Origin of the sequence: Bariatricus sp. HCP28S3_A7 (assembly GCF_052066375.1) — a bacterium.
GTDB lineage: Bacteria > Bacillota > Clostridia > Lachnospirales > Lachnospiraceae > Allocoprococcus.
Window position 1 is genome coordinate 1 of the sequence record NZ_JBQHSG010000022.1, and the last position, 18,555, is coordinate 18,555.

An 18,555-nucleotide genomic window follows, 5' to 3' on the forward strand; every position below is an offset into this window, starting at 1 on the left:
TAAAGGAAGGAAATAAATTACAATACTCTATAACAACGATAAAAATCGCTGTACCCAAGTAAGCGCAAGGGATACAGCGATTTTTTCTTTTGCTAACTGTCAAAGACAGGATTATAACAGAAAACAATAGTTTTTGCGAATACGACACAGTAGGGCATCCGTCATAATGCCCAAGGCATCAGATGCATCAGGACTGCTTATAGCGTCCTTTCTTAATACATCCTTTCAAAAAATGAAACATGGGCAACCACGGCATATATGGCCGCAAAACCATGGCAGGAACTGTCTTTGCCATAGGAACCAGCGCATATGCAGATACATGGCAACAGCCTCAAAATTTCTCTGTTTTGCACAAATGCTCTATGGGCAAAAATCATCCCATATATTCCGGCGGTTCCACCGGTCTGACAGATTTCTTCGGCGCAATCGTCAGCCCCTCCATCAGCCAGCGGAACTGCTGTGGTGTTAGGGAACGCACTTCCTCCGGACTGCGCGGCCATTGGAAACGGCTTTCTGACAATCTCTTATATAACAAGAGCCATCCATCCCCTTCCCATACCAATCCTTTGATACGGTCTGTTCGCCGTCCACAGAAAAGATAAAGGGTATCAGGCACATAAGGTCTATTTCCCGTCTGCACTTCCACCAGTGCTGCCAGACGATCCATTCCAGAGCGAAGATCTGTGTAGCCGCAGACGATGTAGACCGCTTTAAAGCAGGTGGCATCATTCAACATCCTGTATCACCTCAAGAACTGCCGCAAGAAGAGTCATGGGTGTAGATTCTGTTACATGGACAGAAAATCCCTTTGCGGAAATGCTCAGTCCCGGCTGTCCGATGCCGTCCTTATGTTCCTGTTGTAAAAGCCCTGGTTCTACAGGGACTATCTGCTGTGTAGGAATTTCTTTCTGAATATGTTCAAGGCAGGCTTTCCGCACTTGGCGAAGCCTGTAATAATAATTTGCTTTTGTAATGCCGTTATCAGCACACCAACTAGCAACGCTCATGCCGGACGGACGGCTTTGGCATTCTTTAATTTGGGCAGCCCATTCCTGAAGACGGAAACTTGCTGCCACCATAGATGTTTCTGAACTCATAGACTTACCTCCGCGTAGTGGTATCAAAAGTTGAGACTCAACTTTTAATACTCGTAATAGAAATATAGTCTATTGTCACGCACTTTTCCTCTACAGTCGAGGTACGGACTATCTACCGTTTACTTCCTTTCTGCATGAGCAGTGTGTAGGCTGTCCGTATCAGGATCAATGCAAGCCGAAGATTTATAAGCGGGTTGCAAAAATAGTAACATCCAAAGCAGCTCATGAACGTGCAAAAATCCAGAGGAACATGAGCAGCGAAGAATTCAAAAATTATGCAAGGCTCCGTAATGGAGTGGAAACTGTTCCGTCAAATATCCGAAAGAATTACCATTTGGAAAAGATGCCTCGTGGAAAACAGCGTGGCAAGTTCTTTTTTGGTTCCAAAATAGCAGCGTTGAATTTCCGAAAACTCTTCAATTATGTGAAGGGTCTGGGAAACTATGCCCAAAAACCGGTACTTGCATAAAACAAGGGAGGGGATATCCAGCATATATCCCAAAAAGTCCGGCGATATACTACAAAATATGAATTTTTCAAGGTACTATAGGAATAGGGGCAAATTTATTTATGGTTTTGACCCCAATATCCTTCTATTACAGCATAAAGAATCAGAGAGCCTCTTCCGACTATTACACAGAATATAAATCAAAAAACGGTCATACAATGTAAGGTATTTTTTTTATTATTTTTTTCACCGTCTCTTGCAATATTAAATGTAATAGCCAGAAGAAACTCTCTGATTCTTCTTGTTTTGACTGTATCCAGTACTAATGTAAGGTTTTTGTAACTTCCCACTCTCAGCGGATTTCTTATAACTACTGCCTATATCCAATTGCCCATTTGAGTTCATTTAGTCGGCGGGCACTTTACATAATATTTTTTATTTTATAGTATTTTGTAGTTGTCCCTGGGTAAGAGGACATTACGCAGTAGTTATAAGGAATCCGCTGAATGGGTGAGCGGGAAGGGGGAACGGCTTTATGGGTAGCGGTTAAATGTGAATTCCGTTGGTATAAGAATCACTGGTGTCAGAACTTGCTACATGTGTAGAATATACACGATAATAATACCCAATAGGAACAGATAATGTTTTGCTCGTACTGACCAAAGCAGCATTGTATTTCGTTGACGACCATGAAGTATATGTTTCCCAACTTCCATTAACCAAACGTTCAACTCTAACAGCAACTACTATTTTCGAAACAACCACTTGCCCTACAGTTCTTCCACCTGCTGTAATCTTACCTGTACCAGCTTCCGCAATTGATGATGTTCCACTCTTCAAATACATCCCTCTGGTTTTAAGGACTGCTTCTCCTTCAGAATAATTCTCATCAATCAAGTATGAACCATCTACACATTCTGAAGTATCCGCAGCCATTACATTTCTGTCCCCCATGAAAACCAATCCAGTAATCATTGTAACCATTAATAAAATCGCTTTTAATTTTTTCACTGTCGCACCTCACCTATATTTAATACTCTTTATTATAATAACAATCATACTCGAAAAAACTTACGCGAATTTAATTAAAAATTAAATTTTTTACAATTTTATTCAACTCGTCTTTTTCAATATACCCATTTAGCGTATAATATGTGTTTTTATACTCAAACTGTGCTACATATTCTGTTTCTCCTATATTTTCAACTTGATAATTTTTCAATTTAATTTCAACTCCGGATACTATCACAGTTTCTTCATTTATCAATTTATCTTCAACATCATATCCTACCGATTTATTCCTGAAATTTGCCCAAATCTGATATTCAAGCATTCTTCCATCACACTCATACAGTAAACAAGCTTCCTCTATCGCTTTATTAATTTCACACTCTACAAACTTTATGCCATTTGGCATATATCCAAACTTAACAGGTTCAATTTCCAACTGTTCACCTATTTGTTGCCAAGCTTCACTCTCCTCACTCAATGTTGTAACTCTATCCGTCTCTCCTTCTCTCTCATTGTCTATTTGCACCATTTCTCTTTTCCCATGAATCTTCTTCATAATCCCAGTAACAAACGGTGCCCCACCAATACTTGTCATCCCAGCCGCCAGCGCCAACACTGCCGCAGCCGCAACCAAGAGATAAACTCTCTTCTTCTTCCTCGAGTACTTCACAACCTTGGCTCCGTCCTTCTCTACAGCACTTTCCCCATTATCCGCCGCATCGCATTCCACCAACGCATTCTTCTCATCTTTATCTCCATCCTCACCACACTCATTCAGCATCATCATTTCCCGCCCCAGACGCAGTGCTTCTTTATCTTTTTCAGACAACGCCTCATAAGCAGCCTTCTCAGCCTGCCTCTTCTTCATTTTCTTCCATAATCCCTCATCCATCTCCTCGGGAAGTGAAATATCTTTCAGGGATTCATCTGCTTCTATTTCTGCCAGAATTTCCTCTCCCTCTTTCATCAGTTCTGATTTCAAAAAATCTTCCAATTTTTCTTGTTCATTCTTCATTTCAGCAACCTCATTCTTTATCACAGCCAGATTTTTATTTCCCGGCTGTAATCATTCTTTATGATTTCTTTTCCCTTTTTCTTGACCTTTTTCCTTTATCTGCTAAAATTATATGGTATCAGGGTCAACAAGTTATGTCATTCATATTTGTATGAAAATGCATGACTTTAACCCCCGCATAATATGATAAAGTGGGAGGACTATCTATGAAACGTATTATTTTAACCGGCGGTGGTACTGCCGGACATGTTACACCAAATATTGCGCTGTTACCGCGTTTAAAGGAACTTCAATACGATATACATTACATTGGTTCATATAATGGTATAGAGAAAAGCCTGATTGAAAAGCAGGGCGTTCCATACCACGGTATTTCTTCCGGAAAGCTCCGCCGTTATTTCAGCCTTCAGAATTTTACAGACCCTTTCCGTGTTCTGAAGGGATTCAGCGAAGCAAATAAAATTATAAAAGATTTAAAACCGGATGTTATTTTCTCAAAAGGCGGATTCGTCAGTGTTCCGGTTGTGATCGCCGGAAAACGTAACCACGTTCCGGTCATCATTCATGAATCCGATATGACTCCGGGTCTTGCGAACAAGATCTCGATTCCATCCGCGACCAAAGTCTGCTGCAATTTTCCTGAAACTCTGAAGGCTCTGCCTGAAGACAAAGCAGTCCTTACCGGTTCTCCGATCCGTCAGGAGCTTATGACCGGTGATAAGGAAAAAGCCCGCAAATTCTGTGGTTTCCAGGAAGAAAAGCCGGTCATCCTCATCGTCGGAGGAAGTCTCGGCGCCGCCGCAGTCAATCAGGCTGTCCGCAAAATCCTTCCGCAGCTGTTGGAAGAGTTCCAGATCATTCACCTTTGTGGCAAGGGCAAACTGGATGAATCCCTGAAAGGCCTGCAAGGTTATGCTCAGTTCGAATATATTCAGGATGAACTGAGAGATCTCTTCGCTCTGGCAGATATTGTAATCTCCCGCGCAGGAGCCAATGCGATCTGCGAGCTTCTTGCCCTTCGCAAACCGAATCTGCTGATTCCGCTTTCTGCAAGTGCGAGCCGCGGAGACCAGATTCTCAATGCCCGCTCTTTCGAACGTCAGAAATTCAGCATGGTCCTGGAAGAAGAAGAGCTGACCGACGAACGTCTCCTTTCGGCTGTTCATAAGCTTTACGACTCCCGCGAAACCTTTGTGGAAGCAATGAATCAGTCCTCACAGCAAAGTCCGATCGAGACCATCATCGGTCTGATCGAGGAAGCAGCATCCAGATAAATATGAAATATGCATGTTAAACAGGTGCCGGAACAGCACCTGTTTTTTGTTGCCATTCTCCGTTTTCTTAATCCTCATCGGACTTATATCTTTTCTTTACCCATTCTCTGGCTCTGTACAAAACACTGTGAAGCACTTCGATACTGACTCCCATCTCTTCGGCCACTTCTTTCTGTGGCATGTTCAGACAATAAGATTTTGTCACAGCATCATACCAGCGTTCATTGGTCTCGTACAGATCATCAAGAATCCTCTTTGCCTTCTTGTTTCTCTGATCCCGTGTGAACTCTTCCAAGAACGCATCCTCCGGACTTTTCTGCGTACTATTCGCTGTTTCTGCAATGAAACCCCCATCTTCACTCAGGATCTCGTATTTTCCCTTCTTTATGCAATTGATCGTCGCATTTTTTACACTTGTCACCAACCATGCACCAATATATTCTTCTTGGAGCAGATTCGGATAATCACACAATTTCACAAATACTTCTTGTGTCATCTCCTGAGAAATCTCTCTATTGTAATCAGAGTAACGCAGCGCGGTTTTGTACACAACTTCTTTGTACTTAATGTAAATTTCCTCAAATTTACGTGTATCTTTATCTTGAGTGTCCACACTTACACCCCTCTGTATCTCACTCATGTTTACTCAGTTCCGATTTCCTTATTTTAATTTTGCAAGAATTTCGTCTCTGACTTCATCCGTGAGCTGTCCTGTCTTCCATCCGAAGCGTGCATCATCATCCTTATACCGCGGGATCAGATGCATATGGAAATGGAAAACTGTCTGTCCTGCTGCCTCGCCATTATTCTGTACAACATTATATCCGTCACATCCAAGCACTTCTGTCATCTTGATGACCATCTTTTTCGCCAGTTTGAATGCTTTTGCTGCAAGTTCATCGTCAATCTCATACAGATTCGCATAATGTTCTTTCGGAAGGATCAGGGCATGTCCCTTTGTTGCCGGTCCAAGGTCCAGAATGACTCTGAAATCATCATCTTCATACAACGTAGCTGAAGGAATCTCTCCGTTTGCAATTTTACAGAAAATACAGTTCTCATCTCTCATATTTCTTACCTCTTTCTTTAAAATATATTTGAATATCTATACCGCCAATGCTACACTATGTTTGGAAAGGCGGTATGATAATGTCATTAACAAATCATGATTATGAGCAATTACAACAACTGATGAACGCAAAACCTGAAAACAGGGCATTGATCCAAAAGCTTCTGGATGACCAGCAATATACGATCAGCAAGATCAGCCACGAGATCCGTAATCCTCTCACACTCATCTACAGTACATTACAGTTGATCGAGTCCCAGCATCCTGAGACACGGGATTTCCGTCACTGGAATGACATGCGGGAAGATATTGAATTTATGATTTCTCTGCTGCAGGAGCTTTCTGCCTATAACAACGGAGAACGTATCAACCGTTCTTCTTTTTCTGCCTTCGATTTTTTCAGTCATCTTTGTCTGTCCTTTGCCGCTTCCTGCGCCGAAACAGACATTGAATTTACTTCCCGAATCTCTCCTGAACTTCCGGTCATCCAGGGAGATAAGGTAAAGCTTCAGGAAGTCTTTCTCAATCTTCTTCGCAACGCCGGTGATGCGGTGTCTGCTCACGGGACCATCCGGCTGGAGGCCGATACAGATGACCATTTTCTGAAAATCATTATCTCAGATGATGGCTGCGGTATTCCCGAAGAACAGCTTGACGAGATATTTGATGCTTTCGTAACCCATAAAACCGGCGGAACCGGTCTCGGACTTGCAATCGCCAAACGTACCATCGAAGCTCACGGCGGAACCATATCTGTAGATTCAGAAGTTCAGAAGGGCAGTCGTTTTACTGTATTATTGCCCATTTCATAACCTTATTTTTTATTATATGGAATGAGAGTATGATTTACAAGTGTTTTGTTACCAATATTTTACATTCACTTCCGCTGGAAATGATTCCCGGCGGAAGTACTTTACTCAAAAATTCCGATAATTTTCCGCTTCATTTTCTTCCTGCACCTCCCGATTTTCCCAATTTCTGTGATTTCTTTTCCTGATTTTTCTCGTCACAAATCCCCATACTGTTTCTCTGTCTTTCATCACATTTCCCTTCAGCTCCTGTTCACCGGCCCAATCATCCAGGATTTGATCCTCTTTAAGTTCATATGCTGCATTACCGTATTTCAGATTTTTCTTCACGTCTTCCATTCTCTGCTCTTTCCTTTCCAGAATCCTCTCCAGTATTTGTTCTATATTATAGTTATCTTCCATAGAAGCTTTATGAAGCTCGCATGCAAGATAGATTGCCTCTTTATCTTCATAATCTGTCTCTCTGACGAAATATTCTGTCAGTACATGAAATGCCTCCCATATATTTCCCTTGAATGCGGGACAATAGCAGAAAAAATATCGTCCGTTCTGGTAATAGATATATTCCGGATCCAGGTTCAGACAATTCACATCAAGGAGATAATTATTCACCTCGCGCACTGCTTCCACAAATTGCTGCATGAATTCCTTCATCCGCGAAAAATTCCATTTCTGACGTTCTCCCATCGCAGCCATCGATGTCTTTCCGCCCACCTCATACTGGTACCTGCTTTTCCGGTCCATTCCCTGTCCCTTTACATCCAGCAGACAGTTAAGATGGTTCTCTGCCAGCATCCTCATCTGGTAATCTTCTTCATAGATCTCATCAAACTCCAGAATCATCCATGCATGATGCAGATTCCGTTCATATTCCGTCTTCATTGCAGCGCACCCTCCAACTTCTTCTTTCCGGCTTTCAGCCTGCGGATCTGCTTCTCAGGCTCCGTAATGACAGCACTTCCGGATGCCTGAAGTTCCATCCCTTTCCCACTCGCACTGGCCTTTGCAATGATCCTCTGCTGTTCCTCATATACATTCACGGACACCTGCCCGTAAAACATCAGTTTTCCCCGTATTCTCTCACGAAAATAATTCTCCATTTCTTCCTGCGGGAACTCTTCCATCCCATATAAGATCTCACTTCCCACAATTACCGTTTCATATGCCGCTCCCATTAAGATTGTTTTATCATGATAGTAAAACAACCCGAAAATCACGAGCATCCACACCATAAGCACAAGCGGCATCAGATACGCCATTTCCACCACGGTCGAGGCACGCACAGTCCGCCCGGACTTCTTTTTTATTCCTTCTGTTCCTCTTTTCACCATAACAATGCCCCCACATAACCGACTACCAGAAAGGGATAGAAGGGTATTCTCGTCTTACGATTCCATTTTTTCAGCGCCAGACCGACTCCCGCCGCCGCTGCTGCCGCCGAAAATGCAATGCCGAGCGATATCAGAAGCCGCCAGATTCCGAGAAAAAGTCCCAGATTCAGGATCATCCAGCTATCCCCATATCCAATCCCTTCTTCGGTGATCTTGGAACAAAGAAGGAAGAGCAGCCCGGTCGCCAGTCCCGGAAGCCACAGATACCACTCCATCTGACCCTCGAATGCCAGATAAAAAACAATTCCTACTGTTCCAAACATCAGATAACCTGCCGGGATTTTTCTATTCCTGAAGTCATATACGGCCCCCGCTCCCAGAAATGCCAAAACCGCCATTTCTTCTATTTTCCACATTTTGAACACGCTCCCTTTCCCTTAACTTCACGGATCGGGACTGCATAAATTTTTCGTTTCACACCGCTGCAGTCCAAAGTACTGTGATACCGATTCCCATAATCCGTGATATAAGCATTCCCCTTACAGAACCTTCCGCACAGTTCACAGGGATAATATTTTCCGGAACTCTGATTTCTCAGTGACTCGATCTCTTCAAGCGACACCAGACGTACAGACGGTTCCAGATATGTGCAGTGATAATCCCTGTGATAAACGATTCCTGTTTCCGTAATATACACAATTTCCTGCTGTCCCGTCTGACCAAAGGATTGTTTCACATACCCGGTCCACCCTTTGATTCTCATAGACTCCTGATACCGGATCGGCGGAATCAAAAACTGCGGAAACGGAAGCTTTACCTGATAGCTTGTCTTTAATTCGATGATCGCGCTTCCCGGCCAGATGTAAGATTTTTCACATTCCAGGCCTTCGCTCCCTTCCACAATACAGCTTCGGTCAAGCCGCTCCTCCCCGATCAGACTGACGATCTTTGATTCCACTCTTGCCGGAATAAGAAGCGGCAGCTCATAGCATTCCTGTGCCAGCTCTTTTCCGGCTCCCTGCATCCCTTCCCTGACGACAAGCTGTATGGAACGAAGCTCCAACAGCCAAATCAGACAAATAGATGCATATAAAAACAGCGGAATACACACGACAGCTTCCACAGTGATGCTGCCTTCCATGATCCGCGCTTTTCGCGAGGCAGATACAGATGCCTTTTCCGTCAAGAGAGCTGCGCCTTTTCGCGAGAAACCAAATCCTTCCTCCTTCCTGAAAGAATTGTTGTATCGACGTGTATCATATATGTTTGCAATTATACAGACCAAAAAATCGAGGAACGGAAAAGACATCTGTATCCACCTCCTTTTATTTTCCCTCTATTTGTACTGATATTCTGCCGCAAATCTGTAGTGGATCGATCTGCGCAGTCCACAGTCCATATTGGCTCTTAACGCCACCACGCATGAGTCTGCGCGAAACCATGTTTTTCCTGCAATTTCTCTGAGATTCAGTTCTTCCAGATCCAATGCCCACATTGTCAGTTTTTCCTTTTTTTCCAGCATAAGCAGCACCTGCAAATACTTTTCATAAGAATATCCGCCCTCTGCATCCCTGCCTTCCAGAACCGACTGATCTTCCCCCAGATGCAGAAGGTTCTCCCACGAAAGTTGCCACGTCTCGTACGACTTTACTAAAGGAACTCTTTTCCCGGTTAGAAGAGTTTTCACATCAACGATTCCTTCTCCATACGCCCATGCAAGGAGAAGTGCCTGCTTTACAACCTCAGTTATGCCCGGAACTGCAAGGAGCGCACACATTGCCACGGATGCAGCCTGCACCTCTGCCTGCTTTTCCACATCTGTCAGAAGATAAGCATAATTGACGGCGAACCTGATACTGCAGAGTTTCTTTACAACCGCCTCCAGATTCTCCCTGTCACTTGACTTTCCTGCAAGAAGATACTCCAACTCATATTGAAGCACACTTTCTTTTTCTTTTTTAACTGCGTGATTAAAATGATCCATAAGGTATAGATTGAAAAAAATGGTGTCACCGGTTCCCTGAACCTTCTCCCGAAAGCTTCCATAACCGCTTTGCAGTTCACGATGTGATACAAACGATGACAGATCCACTGTCTTATCCGAAACCTCAAATCCATCCGGCAGGACAAAATTCAATATGCCACCTGCCTTTATATTCGAAACGACCGGAAGCGGATTTCCTTCCTGCGGCAGCTTCTGGCTTTCCTCCTCAAGCATACGCTCTAATTCAAAACTCGTCTCTGTATCCTCTTTTTCGTATTGCTCTGCCTGGCTCTCCTGTTCTTTCCACACAGAAGATTTCCCGGCCATCTCCTCTACCGCCGCTGCCCCCGTCTTTTCTTTTTCATACTGAACCGCCTGGTCATAAAATGCCTTCCCGTTTTCATCCGTCAGATAACGAATCGCATCGATCTCTTTGTCCATATTTTCTGCCCCATAATAGGACATTCGGTTTAAAATAGCAGACTCTGATACCTGTTCCGATTCATAGCTCTCATCCAGTGCAAATATCTCATATCGATCCAGAAGGTCTCTTTGATATTCTGCAAATACAGATTCCATCGCTCTGGTGGCATCTGCCCTTCTTTCATTTTTCATCACCTGAATGGATGCGCTTTCAAGGACAGCTCCCACCAGTGAGACCAGAAGGATAAATACAAGACTAAGAAAAGCTGTCAGCTCCCCTTTCACCATTTTTTTCATTTTCCATACCGCCCATTTTCAGAATAAGAACCGTTTAATTACTGCTAAATTCCTGCACTTTCACTCGTAATTTTTTCAAAAATTGTTTCCACCAGACTGGTTAACTGTGATTTAAAAATTAACACCAGTCCAATAATGACCACCAAAACCAAAATCAGTTCAATCACCGAAATTCCCCGGTTATCGTGCATCACACACTGTGCCCGGATCCAGACTGATCTGATCATATTTTTCACACGCTTCATCCTTTCACCTCCCTCGTCTTTCCTTCCCAGCCTACAGATCGATAGAAAGAAAGGCCGGAACAACGACGATCACAAGAACGATTACCAGCATCAGAAGCATCGGAAGCAACAGCTTGACACCTGCTTCTTCTCCAAGACGCCTTGCTCTGCTTTTTCTGTCTTCCATGGCTTGAATCGCTTCCATTTTCAGCATATCCGAAGTCCCTTTTGCGCCCTTTCTCAGATTCTGGGAAAGAAGCGCTCCCATTTTCATATACGGAACCAGACCGCATCTTGCGGCAAACCGCTCATAACATTCTGCCTCCGGTATGCCGCTCTGCATTTCCTGAAGTGTGATGACCATCTCTTCATATGCATCCCGCACCCGGCCTCCTCTTTCTTTCTGTCCACAGTAATCTGCCGTTATTTTCTTCCAGACATTCTTTGCCGTCATTCCTGCTCCCATTAGCATCGTAAACTGGCTCACGATCTCGGGATAGTCGAACAGCATCTGTTCTTTTCTGTCTTTTCGCTGCTTTTCTTTCTTCTGTCTTTCCTGCACTACCAGAAATACGCAGATAACTGCTCCAAGCATCAATACCGGCATGACCTTTGATTCTTTCCTGAATCTCCATCGGACTGTCCTGCCATTTACCTGTTCAGGAAGTACAAAAGATTTCTCTTCCCGCGATACTTCTTCTGCCTGTCTTGCTGCATTCAGCACCTGGTTCCGTATCGTTTCTGTCTCTTCCACATCTGCAAATACAAGAACCTGTGTATTATAAGCAGCTTCCTCAGTTCCGTAACGCAGGATCCCCGTAATCTTTACAAGGACTCCTTCGCCTTCCGGATCTTCTTCCAGCACCGCATCCTGATTGATCCTTCCGTTCATATCCATCACGTCATAACGCCCCGGTTCCCAGGAAATAGCAAACGGGTATCCCTCCAGCTCCTGCGGGAAACATAGTGGCTTGACCACATGATCCGCCGTTTCATTTTCACCCAGTATTACTTGATCCAGCTTATTCATAGCCTGCCGGAACAAAGACTGGACTTCCTCCTCGCTGTACATTCTGGGAGAAACCTGTATCTCTACATTTTCAGATTTCTCACCTTCGATTTGCATCTGAAGCTGATGATTTACCGAATTCCCGCCATAATCTTCCCGATTGATCCTGACCTTGCCGAAATTCTGCATCACGCCCTGACCACTGATTTCTGTTAACAGAGCAATCGTCGCCGCGCAAAACATCACATAAAAAATCGTTTTCCACAATTTTTTATCATAATGGATAAGCAGCTTCCTATAGCGCAGTACAATGCATACCATGCCAAGGATAAAATACACTGCTATGCATACCCACATATCACACCTCTATCTCCACAATTCTGTTTCCCAGTCTCCATGCGGCCAGATATGCAAGAAGGCATCCGCTCATAAAGAGGACTCCCCGGATATTTCCGTAAAGAATATCCATGAATTCGGGAAAACTGATTCTCATATATCCAATGATCCCAAAAGGAATGACCGACATTACCTGAAATTCCAACTTCTTTTCCGCGATCACCGTTGCGATCTCGCGGTTCACCTCTGCCTTCTCCACGATTTGCCTGACTGCATTTTTAATTATGGCAATGCTGTCACCGCCGCTTCGCTTTGCCTGTGCAAATATCGTCACAAAGCTGTCTGCCTCCGGAATATTCACTCTCTTTGCGAATTCCTCCCAGACCAGCTCCACATTCACATTCAGGTTCAGCTGACTGACCATGTATGAAAATTCACGCACGATCACAGTGTCATTCTTATACATTACCTGCAGATCCTTCTGCACTTCCTTGATTGCATTTTCCATAGAATATCCGATATTCATCTGTGCACCCAGGGACTGCAGAGCATCCTGAAACTGGCGTTCAAATTCCTGTCTTTTTTTCTTTTCCAGCTGTTCCTCATTTCGTTTAAAATAAAGAACTCCAAGCGGAAACAAGAGAATTACCGCCCACCATTCGGAATAAAAAAGATACGCCGTCGCCGCGACTACGGACACACTTTTTGCCGCCGCCAGCAGGTATTCCTGTCTGCTAATACCCTGCTGCCAAAAGCTTTTCCCGCCGCAGCAAATCGGCATTTTTCACCCACTCTCCCTGGATTTTTCCGTTCTTCTCTCCCGTTTCCCTAAACGAAAACAGGGACTGCAATCGGATCTCGTCTTTCTCATATCCAAGTACCTCCACAATTTCCAATACTTTTCTGCTTCTGTCCCGCAATCTGCCTAGATGCACCATAATATCAATTCCTGCAGCGATCTGCCTTTGCACTGCAGAAAGCGGGATATCCATTCCCATAAGGGTCATCATTTCCAGCCTGGAAAGCATATCTTTCGGACTGTTCGCATGCCCGGTGCTCAGAGAACCGTCATGGCCCGTGTTAAAGGCCTGGAGCATATCAGCCGCTTCCTTTCCCCGGACTTCACCTACGATAATTCTGTCCGGCCTCATTCTGAGCGCCGTTCGAATCAGATCACGGATACTAATCTCCCCGGTTCCTTCCACATTTGCGTTTCGTGCTTCCAACCGCACAAGATTGGGAAGTTCCGTGATCTGCAGCTCTGCATTATCCTCGATCGTAATGATTCGTTCCGTCTCGGGAATATAATCCGACAACACATTCAAAAATGTCGTTTTCCCGGAACCGGTTCCGCCGCTGATAAAAATGTTATATCCTGCTCTCACCAGACGAACCAGAAATTCTGCCGCTTCCTCACTGATGGATTCATACTCCAGAAGCTGCTCCATCGTAATTCTGTGTTTTGGGAACTTTCGGATCGTCACAATCGGCCCATTGATAGCGGCAGGCGGCAACACGACATTGACTCGCGAGCCGTCATTAAGCCTGGCATCCACAATCGGGGATGCTTCATTGACAATCCGGTTGCATTCCGCCACCATTTGCTGGACCACATCTTCCAGCTTACCTCTGGACAGAAATTTCTTATCGGACAGGAAGATCTGTCCTTCCCGCTCAATAAAAATATTCTCTGTTCCATTGATCATGATCTCTGTAATCGACTCATCCTCGATCAGTTCCTGCAGAATATCCAGCTTACGGAACGCATTAAAAAGTTCCTTCCCAAGCGCCGCCTTTTCTTTGAGCGGAATGAATTGTTTTTTTGAACTTTCTTCCAAAACACTATGGATGATCTCAAGCAGTTCTTCATCTGACGGTTCCCTCATAAAATCCATTCTGGAGAGGACCTTTTCATGAAGTTGTTCTGCTCTTAACATACATGTGCCCCTTTCCGGACTTTATTTCCAATTCACCGGCCGCCTCTTTCACGGCCTGCCGCATCGTTTTGTCCATATCCACATAAATCGTATGCATTTCCAGCTCCTGAAGACGAAGCGCCTTCAAAATATAGCTGTACTGCTCCATCTTTGTCCTGGCATAGACATCATTTGCAAACGGAAACAAAATCCAGTCACACAGTTTTAAAATCTCAAAAATATCTCCTACGGCGTTTCCCAGATCCAGGATCACCGTATCGTAAATACTCTCTCCGGTCAGTTTTTGAAGAAGAACCTCCCACTCCCGGATACTCACTTCTCTCAGATCGGTCCACACCTTCATCGGTGGTATATAGTCCAGATTTCCCATCTGTCGAATCATGGATGCAATCCTTACACCGATATCATCCTTTTCCTGTTTTGCATAATACAGTAGATGAGAAAGGTTCTGAACATCACCATCCTGAAAATATCCCCCGATCCCTGCATATGCCTCCAGATTCAGATACAGTACATTCTCCTGTTCAGCAAGTACTTTGCCAAGCTTCAGTGCAAATGTTGTCTTACCGACCCGGTGAACCGGCGAATACACTCCCAGAACACGGCCTTTTCCGTAATATCCCGCCGGAATGTCCATCTTCTGAAAAGCCTGCATGATCTCTGCGGTCAGCTTGTCCACAGACTGGTATTTCCTGAGCTCCTGCTCCTCTTCCCCCAGATCCGCACACTTTGTTCTTGTAAGCACAATTCTTCTGCCGCCAAATACCCGCTTTCTCAATTCATATGGAATCTCATCGCTGATCAAAAGCGCCTGAACTTCTCCTATTTCCAGCAGATTTTCCAACATATCAAGAGATGAGCAGATCCGCACTCCTGCTGTCACCTCCCGCTTCAAAAGCAGTGCTTCGGCAAGCCTTTTCACATATGCTTCCTCTGAATCACAGATTACTATTTCTCTACTGATTCCTGATTACGCTCCTTTCCGATACTGATACCAGCATCTTTTATTAAAAAATAACTTTGAAACTTACGCCGAAATGGCATGTTGAGGAATGCCTCTGCATTCCTTTGATGCGAGTGCCTGCAAGACAGACACTGCATAAAATGATTTTTTGATTGTTGTAACTCTCTTGTGAGGTGTATTATATCCCCGCCCACTTTTCTTGTCCAGTAATTTCGGAAAATTAAAATGCTTTTGTACAACACTTACATAATTTGATAAAACATAATGCCATACAGCAGACAAACCCCAGGAATTCCAAGGGTTCCGGATGTCAAAAACGAAATTAGATTTATCCCTACAGAAACCGGAATATTTCTATAGTCCAGAAATTGATTGACTCCAAAAATAACTACCAGTCCCAAAATCGCCCTTAAAATAAAACGAATCAAAATTGATGATTTTCTTTTTTCCATTCTTTTATCTCCTCACTCCCGACTCGAGCCAGGGCATTTCCACTTCAAACAGAATCTGTCCCTCAATTGAATATATACCATCTCCCATTGTTTTATTACCTGAACTTCCCGAAAAACACGAAAAAAAAGACACAACACATACTTCAAAGTGTTATGTCTTTCTGAAATATCCATTTACAATTCAATTTCAATCTTTCGCCCGGTCCTGTGATATTGATGATACCGCACCCCCGCACTGTCAAACATCCTCTTAGATGCCATCACAGAAGAAGTATCCGCATACTTATCGCAGTCATAAATAACTTCTTTTATTCCGCTCTGTATGATAGCCTTGGCACATTCATTGCATGGGAACAGCGACACATATAATTTTGCCCCTTCCAGACTTCCTCCGCTGTAATTCAGGATCGCATTCAATTCACTGTGTACCGTATATACATACTTTGTTTCCAGCGGATCCCCGTCTCTCTCCCACGGGAACTCATCGTCCGAGCATCCCCGCGGCAGTCCGTTATACCCCATTGAAAGAATCTTATTATCCGCACTTACGATACAACATCCAACCTGAGTATTCGGATCCTTGGATCTTCTCCCTGATAACATGGCAACTCCCATGAAATACTCATCCCAGGAAATATAATCATTTCTCTTTCCACTCATTTTTCTCACCTACTTCGTACCAAAAATACGGTCTCCTGCATCCCCAAGTCCCGGTACAATATATCCGTGATCATTCAGGCACTCATCCAGCGCTCCCACATAAAGATCCACATCCGGGTGATCTTTCTGCATTCTCTCAATTCCTTCCGGCGCTGCGATGATGCACATAAAGCGGATATTCTTTACCCCTTTTTCTTTCAGCATCCGGATCGCCGCAGAGCTGGATCCTCCCGTCGCAAGCATCGGATCCACAACAAACGTCTCTCGTTCTTCGCAATCGGCCGGCAGCTTACAATAATATTCTACCGGTTCCAGCGTCTCCGGATCCCTATAAAGCCCGATATGGCCTACCTTCGCAGCCGGGATCATCGTCAGCATCCCTTCTACCATGCCAAGTCCAGCTCTTAAGATCGGAACCACTGCCAGCTTCTTCCCCGCCAGACACTTCCCGGTCGTCTTGCAGATCGGCGTCTCAATTTCAACTTCTTTCAGCTTCAGATCCCTCGTTGCCTCATAACACATCAGCATGGCAATCTCACTTACCATGGCCCGGAAATCCTTCGACCCGAGTTCCTTCTGACGAATATGGCTGATCTTATGCTGGATCAGCGGGTGATCCATTACGTATACGTTTGACATTTGTTCTTTGCCTCCTTATTTAATCGCTCCGCAAGTTTTACAACATTTTCCTGTATCAATTTATACATCTCTTCATACTGCTCCTCGGTCTGCCCGTAAACAGATGCGATCTCCTGCATATTTCCCACATATTCCCCCAGAGTATAGACATCTCCCGCATCCGGATATTCACTCAGGATCTTCTGCTTCTGACTCTCCTGCATGGTAAGAACCAGCGTGTCCTCGCCGAGAATCTTTTCGTCCAGCGCACTGGTCTCAAATCTTTCCAGCACAATATCATGCGCTTTGAGCAGCTCTTCCGCCCGCGGATTCAACGGCTCCGGGAACAAAACGATCATCCCTCTCGAAAGGATCTGATATTCCTGCAAAAGCGGCTGCCTCCTAAGAAGTGCCGCAGCAATCGGCGCCCGGCAGTTATCGCTGTTGCTCACAAACACGATCCGCCGGTACTTCTGTAAACGTGTAATATCCGATGCCTGCAGCACATGATGCCCTGCCGCCTTTCCCAGACGGTTCATCACCGCTGTTCCGATTCCGGCCTCCGGAAATGCCTCACTGTAAATATAAGAGACCTCTTCCTCGTCAAACTCTCTTAGCACTTTGTAGAGATTACGCGCCACCGTCTTTTCATTTTCCCGAGAACCGATGCTCTTGATCATTCCTGTGGTATATTGGTCAATAGATTCATTCGTCGCTATAATTCCGACTTTATACCCCAGACGAACCTGCTCATACGCAATCTGTTTGATTGCCTTGATCGACTCATCCGGCTCTCCTTCCACAATGATCAGATCCGCTTTCGGCGCATAATGTCGGTATTTCATCCCCGGTGCCTTCGGTGCTTTGGTACTATTCTCAGAAATCAGCGTCTCGTCGACCGAAATCTCTCCTGCCACTTCCTCTAGCATCTCTTTCGTGATTGCTCCCGGTCTCAGGATCATCGGCGGATTTACAGTAAGATCCAGAATCGTTGATTCCACCCCGATGTCCACACTTCCTCCATCCAGTATCATCTCAATCTTTCCGGAGAGATCATCCGCCACATGCTGAGCCGTCGTAGGACTCGGCCTTCCTGACGTATTCGCGCTCGGCGCGGAAATATATCCGCCTCCGGCCAGAATCAGTTTCCTCGCAATCTCATCGTCCGGCATCCGCACTGCGACTGTATCCAGACCTCCCGTCGTTCCAAGCGGAACCTTGTCATTTTTATGAAAAATCATCGTCAGCGGGCCCGGCCAGAAATGATCTGCAATATCCTGTACGATCTCCGGAATCTCCGTCACGATTTCTTTTAAATCTTCCAGCCTCGCAATATGAACAATCAGTGGATTATCCGATGGACGTCCTTTTGCAGCGTATGTCTTTTTCGCCGCCTCTTCATCTAACGCATTCGCCCCCAGTCCGTAAACCGTCTCCGTCGGAAATGCAACCAGTCCGCCTTGTTTCAAAATACTTCCGGCCTGCTCAATACTCTCTTGATCTATATTGTTTCTATCTATCTTTTTTATTATCGTTTCCATGAAAATTATTATACCATTATCTGAATATCATGGCAAATTAAATATGCAAATACAGC

Annotated in this window: 23 protein-coding genes; 3 read left to right on the forward strand and 20 right to left on the reverse strand. The window is 44.6% G+C overall.

Annotated features, from left to right (window positions below):
* Window positions 1-373: 373 nt before the first annotated feature.
* Together tnpB and tnpA are read right to left on the reverse strand one after the other, a co-directional pair.
* Window positions 374-736, reverse strand: a complete 363-nt coding sequence (gene tnpB, locus ACTNA4_RS12460; RefSeq protein ID WP_427805902.1) for an IS66 family insertion sequence element accessory protein TnpB — start codon at window positions 734-736, stop codon at window positions 374-376.
* Entirely contained in the window at window positions 726-1,097 is a 372-nt protein-coding gene (gene tnpA, locus ACTNA4_RS12465; RefSeq protein ID WP_441030390.1) for an IS66 family insertion sequence element accessory protein TnpA, read from the reverse strand. The genes tnpB and tnpA overlap by 11 nt, the downstream gene beginning before the upstream one ends.
* Before the next feature lie 130 nt (window positions 1,098-1,227).
* On the opposite strand from tnpA, the gene ACTNA4_RS12470 reads away from it, so the two are divergent.
* On the forward strand, window positions 1,228-1,566 hold the full coding sequence (locus ACTNA4_RS12470; protein ID WP_441030408.1) for a transposase: 339 nt from the start codon (window positions 1,228-1,230) through the stop codon (window positions 1,564-1,566).
* 525 nt (window positions 1,567-2,091) lie between these two features.
* Here the strand turns inward: ACTNA4_RS12470 and ACTNA4_RS12475 are convergent.
* Entirely contained in the window at window positions 2,092-2,556 is a 465-nt protein-coding gene (locus tag ACTNA4_RS12475) for a DUF6147 family protein (protein WP_441030392.1), read from the reverse strand.
* A 70-nt stretch (window positions 2,557-2,626) separates the two neighbouring features.
* Window positions 2,627-3,595 carry a DUF4367 domain-containing protein gene (locus tag ACTNA4_RS12480; RefSeq protein ID WP_441030394.1) on the reverse strand — a complete coding sequence of 323 codons (969 nt, stop codon included), beginning with the start codon at window positions 3,593-3,595 and terminating at the stop codon, window positions 2,627-2,629.
* Window positions 3,596-3,777: 182 nt separating this feature from the next.
* On the opposite strand from ACTNA4_RS12480, the gene ACTNA4_RS12485 reads away from it, so the two are divergent.
* Window positions 3,778-4,845, forward strand: coding sequence for an undecaprenyldiphospho-muramoylpentapeptide beta-N-acetylglucosaminyltransferase (locus ACTNA4_RS12485; protein ID WP_427808426.1), 1,068 nt, complete (start codon window positions 3,778-3,780; stop codon window positions 4,843-4,845).
* 67 nt (window positions 4,846-4,912) lie between these two features.
* On the opposite strand, the gene ACTNA4_RS12490 is transcribed toward ACTNA4_RS12485, so the two are convergent.
* The gene (locus tag ACTNA4_RS12490; protein WP_441030396.1) at window positions 4,913-5,485 is read right to left on the reverse strand and encodes an RNA polymerase sigma factor; all 573 of its coding nucleotides are present in this window, start codon (window positions 5,483-5,485) and stop codon (window positions 4,913-4,915) included.
* A 21-nt stretch (window positions 5,486-5,506) separates the two neighbouring features.
* Window positions 5,507-5,914, reverse strand: coding sequence for an HIT family protein (locus ACTNA4_RS12495; protein ID WP_427808422.1), 408 nt, complete (start codon window positions 5,912-5,914; stop codon window positions 5,507-5,509).
* 80 nt (window positions 5,915-5,994) lie between these two features.
* Between ACTNA4_RS12495 and ACTNA4_RS12500 the strand changes: the two genes are divergently transcribed.
* Window positions 5,995-6,726 (forward strand): sensor histidine kinase, encoded by a 732-nt coding sequence (locus tag ACTNA4_RS12500; RefSeq protein WP_427808420.1) that lies wholly within the window; start codon window positions 5,995-5,997, stop codon window positions 6,724-6,726.
* A 105-nt stretch (window positions 6,727-6,831) separates the two neighbouring features.
* Here the strand turns inward: ACTNA4_RS12500 and ACTNA4_RS12505 are convergent, their stop codons facing one another.
* The 14 genes from ACTNA4_RS12505 to ACTNA4_RS12570 all read right to left on the reverse strand — a co-directional run bounded on the left by ACTNA4_RS12505 (window position 6,832) and on the right by ACTNA4_RS12570 (window position 18,499).
* Complete coding sequence (locus tag ACTNA4_RS12505) at window positions 6,832-7,605, reverse strand: DUF6382 domain-containing protein (RefSeq protein WP_427819458.1); 774 nt, start codon at window positions 7,603-7,605, stop codon at window positions 6,832-6,834.
* Window positions 7,602-8,054, reverse strand: a complete 453-nt coding sequence (locus ACTNA4_RS12510) for a TadE family protein (RefSeq protein ID WP_427808416.1) — start codon at window positions 8,052-8,054, stop codon at window positions 7,602-7,604. The genes ACTNA4_RS12505 and ACTNA4_RS12510 overlap by 4 nt, the downstream gene beginning before the upstream one ends.
* The gene (locus ACTNA4_RS12515) at window positions 8,048-8,470 is read right to left on the reverse strand and encodes a prepilin peptidase (protein WP_427808414.1); all 423 of its coding nucleotides are present in this window, start codon (window positions 8,468-8,470) and stop codon (window positions 8,048-8,050) included. The genes ACTNA4_RS12510 and ACTNA4_RS12515 overlap by 7 nt, the downstream gene beginning before the upstream one ends.
* Window positions 8,458-9,240 (reverse strand): pilus assembly protein, encoded by a 783-nt coding sequence (locus ACTNA4_RS12520; protein ID WP_441030398.1) that lies wholly within the window; start codon window positions 9,238-9,240, stop codon window positions 8,458-8,460. Before ACTNA4_RS12520 ends, ACTNA4_RS12515 begins: the two co-directional genes overlap by 13 nt.
* Window positions 9,241-9,390: 150 nt before the next feature.
* The gene (locus ACTNA4_RS12525; protein ID WP_427808410.1) at window positions 9,391-10,758 is read right to left on the reverse strand and encodes a DUF5702 domain-containing protein; all 1,368 of its coding nucleotides are present in this window, start codon (window positions 10,756-10,758) and stop codon (window positions 9,391-9,393) included.
* A gap of 44 nt (window positions 10,759-10,802) precedes the next feature.
* Window positions 10,803-10,985, reverse strand: coding sequence for a Flp1 family type IVb pilin (locus ACTNA4_RS12530; RefSeq protein WP_427808434.1), 183 nt, complete (start codon window positions 10,983-10,985; stop codon window positions 10,803-10,805).
* Window positions 10,986-11,034: 49 nt separating this feature from the next.
* Entirely contained in the window at window positions 11,035-12,348 is a 1,314-nt protein-coding gene (locus tag ACTNA4_RS12535; RefSeq protein WP_441030400.1) for a hypothetical protein, read from the reverse strand.
* 1 nt (window position 12,349) lies between these two features.
* Window positions 12,350-13,108 (reverse strand): type II secretion system F family protein, encoded by a 759-nt coding sequence (locus ACTNA4_RS12540; protein WP_427819451.1) that lies wholly within the window; start codon window positions 13,106-13,108, stop codon window positions 12,350-12,352.
* Window positions 13,062-14,264, reverse strand: a complete 1,203-nt coding sequence (locus tag ACTNA4_RS12545; RefSeq protein WP_427808404.1) for a CpaF family protein — start codon at window positions 14,262-14,264, stop codon at window positions 13,062-13,064. Before ACTNA4_RS12545 ends, ACTNA4_RS12540 begins: the two co-directional genes overlap by 47 nt.
* Window positions 14,239-15,186, reverse strand: coding sequence for a hypothetical protein (locus tag ACTNA4_RS12550; RefSeq protein ID WP_427808402.1), 948 nt, complete (start codon window positions 15,184-15,186; stop codon window positions 14,239-14,241). Before ACTNA4_RS12550 ends, ACTNA4_RS12545 begins: the two co-directional genes overlap by 26 nt.
* Before the next feature lie 284 nt (window positions 15,187-15,470).
* The gene (locus ACTNA4_RS12555) at window positions 15,471-15,680 is read right to left on the reverse strand and encodes a pro-sigmaK processing inhibitor BofA family protein (protein WP_427808400.1); all 210 of its coding nucleotides are present in this window, start codon (window positions 15,678-15,680) and stop codon (window positions 15,471-15,473) included.
* A 174-nt stretch (window positions 15,681-15,854) separates the two neighbouring features.
* Complete coding sequence (locus tag ACTNA4_RS12560) at window positions 15,855-16,340, reverse strand: deoxycytidylate deaminase (protein WP_427808398.1); 486 nt, start codon at window positions 16,338-16,340, stop codon at window positions 15,855-15,857.
* Between the two features lie 9 nt (window positions 16,341-16,349).
* On the reverse strand, window positions 16,350-16,979 hold the full coding sequence (gene upp / locus ACTNA4_RS12565) for a uracil phosphoribosyltransferase (protein ID WP_427808396.1): 630 nt from the start codon (window positions 16,977-16,979) through the stop codon (window positions 16,350-16,352).
* On the reverse strand, window positions 16,961-18,499 hold the full coding sequence (locus ACTNA4_RS12570) for an L-threonylcarbamoyladenylate synthase (RefSeq protein ID WP_427819441.1): 1,539 nt from the start codon (window positions 18,497-18,499) through the stop codon (window positions 16,961-16,963). Before ACTNA4_RS12570 ends, upp begins: the two co-directional genes overlap by 19 nt.
* Window positions 18,500-18,555 lie beyond the last annotated feature (56 nt).

Coding starts and splice junctions, on each gene's coding strand:
- tnpB (WP_427805902.1), bottom strand. CDS start 736: ATGTTGAATGATGCCACCTGCTTTAAAGCGGTCTACATCGTCTGCGGC.
- tnpA (WP_441030390.1), bottom strand. CDS start 1,097: ATGAGTTCAGAAACATCTATGGTGGCAGCAAGTTTCCGTCTTCAGGAA.
- ACTNA4_RS12485 (WP_427808426.1), top strand. CDS start 3,778: ATGAAACGTATTATTTTAACCGGCGGTGGTACTGCCGGACATGTTACA.
- ACTNA4_RS12490 (WP_441030396.1), bottom strand. CDS start 5,485: ATGAGTGAGATACAGAGGGGTGTAAGTGTGGACACTCAAGATAAAGAT.
- ACTNA4_RS12495 (WP_427808422.1), bottom strand. CDS start 5,914: ATGAGAGATGAGAACTGTATTTTCTGTAAAATTGCAAACGGAGAGATT.
- ACTNA4_RS12500 (WP_427808420.1), top strand. CDS start 5,995: ATGTCATTAACAAATCATGATTATGAGCAATTACAACAACTGATGAAC.
- ACTNA4_RS12505 (WP_427819458.1), bottom strand. CDS start 7,605: ATGAAGACGGAATATGAACGGAATCTGCATCATGCATGGATGATTCTG.
- ACTNA4_RS12510 (WP_427808416.1), bottom strand. CDS start 8,054: ATGGTGAAAAGAGGAACAGAAGGAATAAAAAAGAAGTCCGGGCGGACT.
- ACTNA4_RS12515 (WP_427808414.1), bottom strand. CDS start 8,470: ATGTGGAAAATAGAAGAAATGGCGGTTTTGGCATTTCTGGGAGCGGGG.
- ACTNA4_RS12525 (WP_427808410.1), bottom strand. CDS start 10,758: ATGAAAAAAATGGTGAAAGGGGAGCTGACAGCTTTTCTTAGTCTTGTA.
- ACTNA4_RS12530 (WP_427808434.1), bottom strand. CDS start 10,985: ATGATCAGATCAGTCTGGATCCGGGCACAGTGTGTGATGCACGATAAC.
- ACTNA4_RS12535 (WP_441030400.1), bottom strand. CDS start 12,348: ATGTGGGTATGCATAGCAGTGTATTTTATCCTTGGCATGGTATGCATT.
- ACTNA4_RS12540 (WP_427819451.1), bottom strand. CDS start 13,108: ATGCCGATTTGCTGCGGCGGGAAAAGCTTTTGGCAGCAGGGTATTAGC.
- ACTNA4_RS12545 (WP_427808404.1), bottom strand. CDS start 14,264: ATGTTAAGAGCAGAACAACTTCATGAAAAGGTCCTCTCCAGAATGGAT.
- ACTNA4_RS12555 (WP_427808400.1), bottom strand. CDS start 15,680: ATGGAAAAAAGAAAATCATCAATTTTGATTCGTTTTATTTTAAGGGCG.
- ACTNA4_RS12560 (WP_427808398.1), bottom strand. CDS start 16,340: ATGAGTGGAAAGAGAAATGATTATATTTCCTGGGATGAGTATTTCATG.
- upp (WP_427808396.1), bottom strand. CDS start 16,979: ATGTCAAACGTATACGTAATGGATCACCCGCTGATCCAGCATAAGATC.
- ACTNA4_RS12570 (WP_427819441.1), bottom strand. CDS start 18,499: ATGGAAACGATAATAAAAAAGATAGATAGAAACAATATAGATCAAGAG.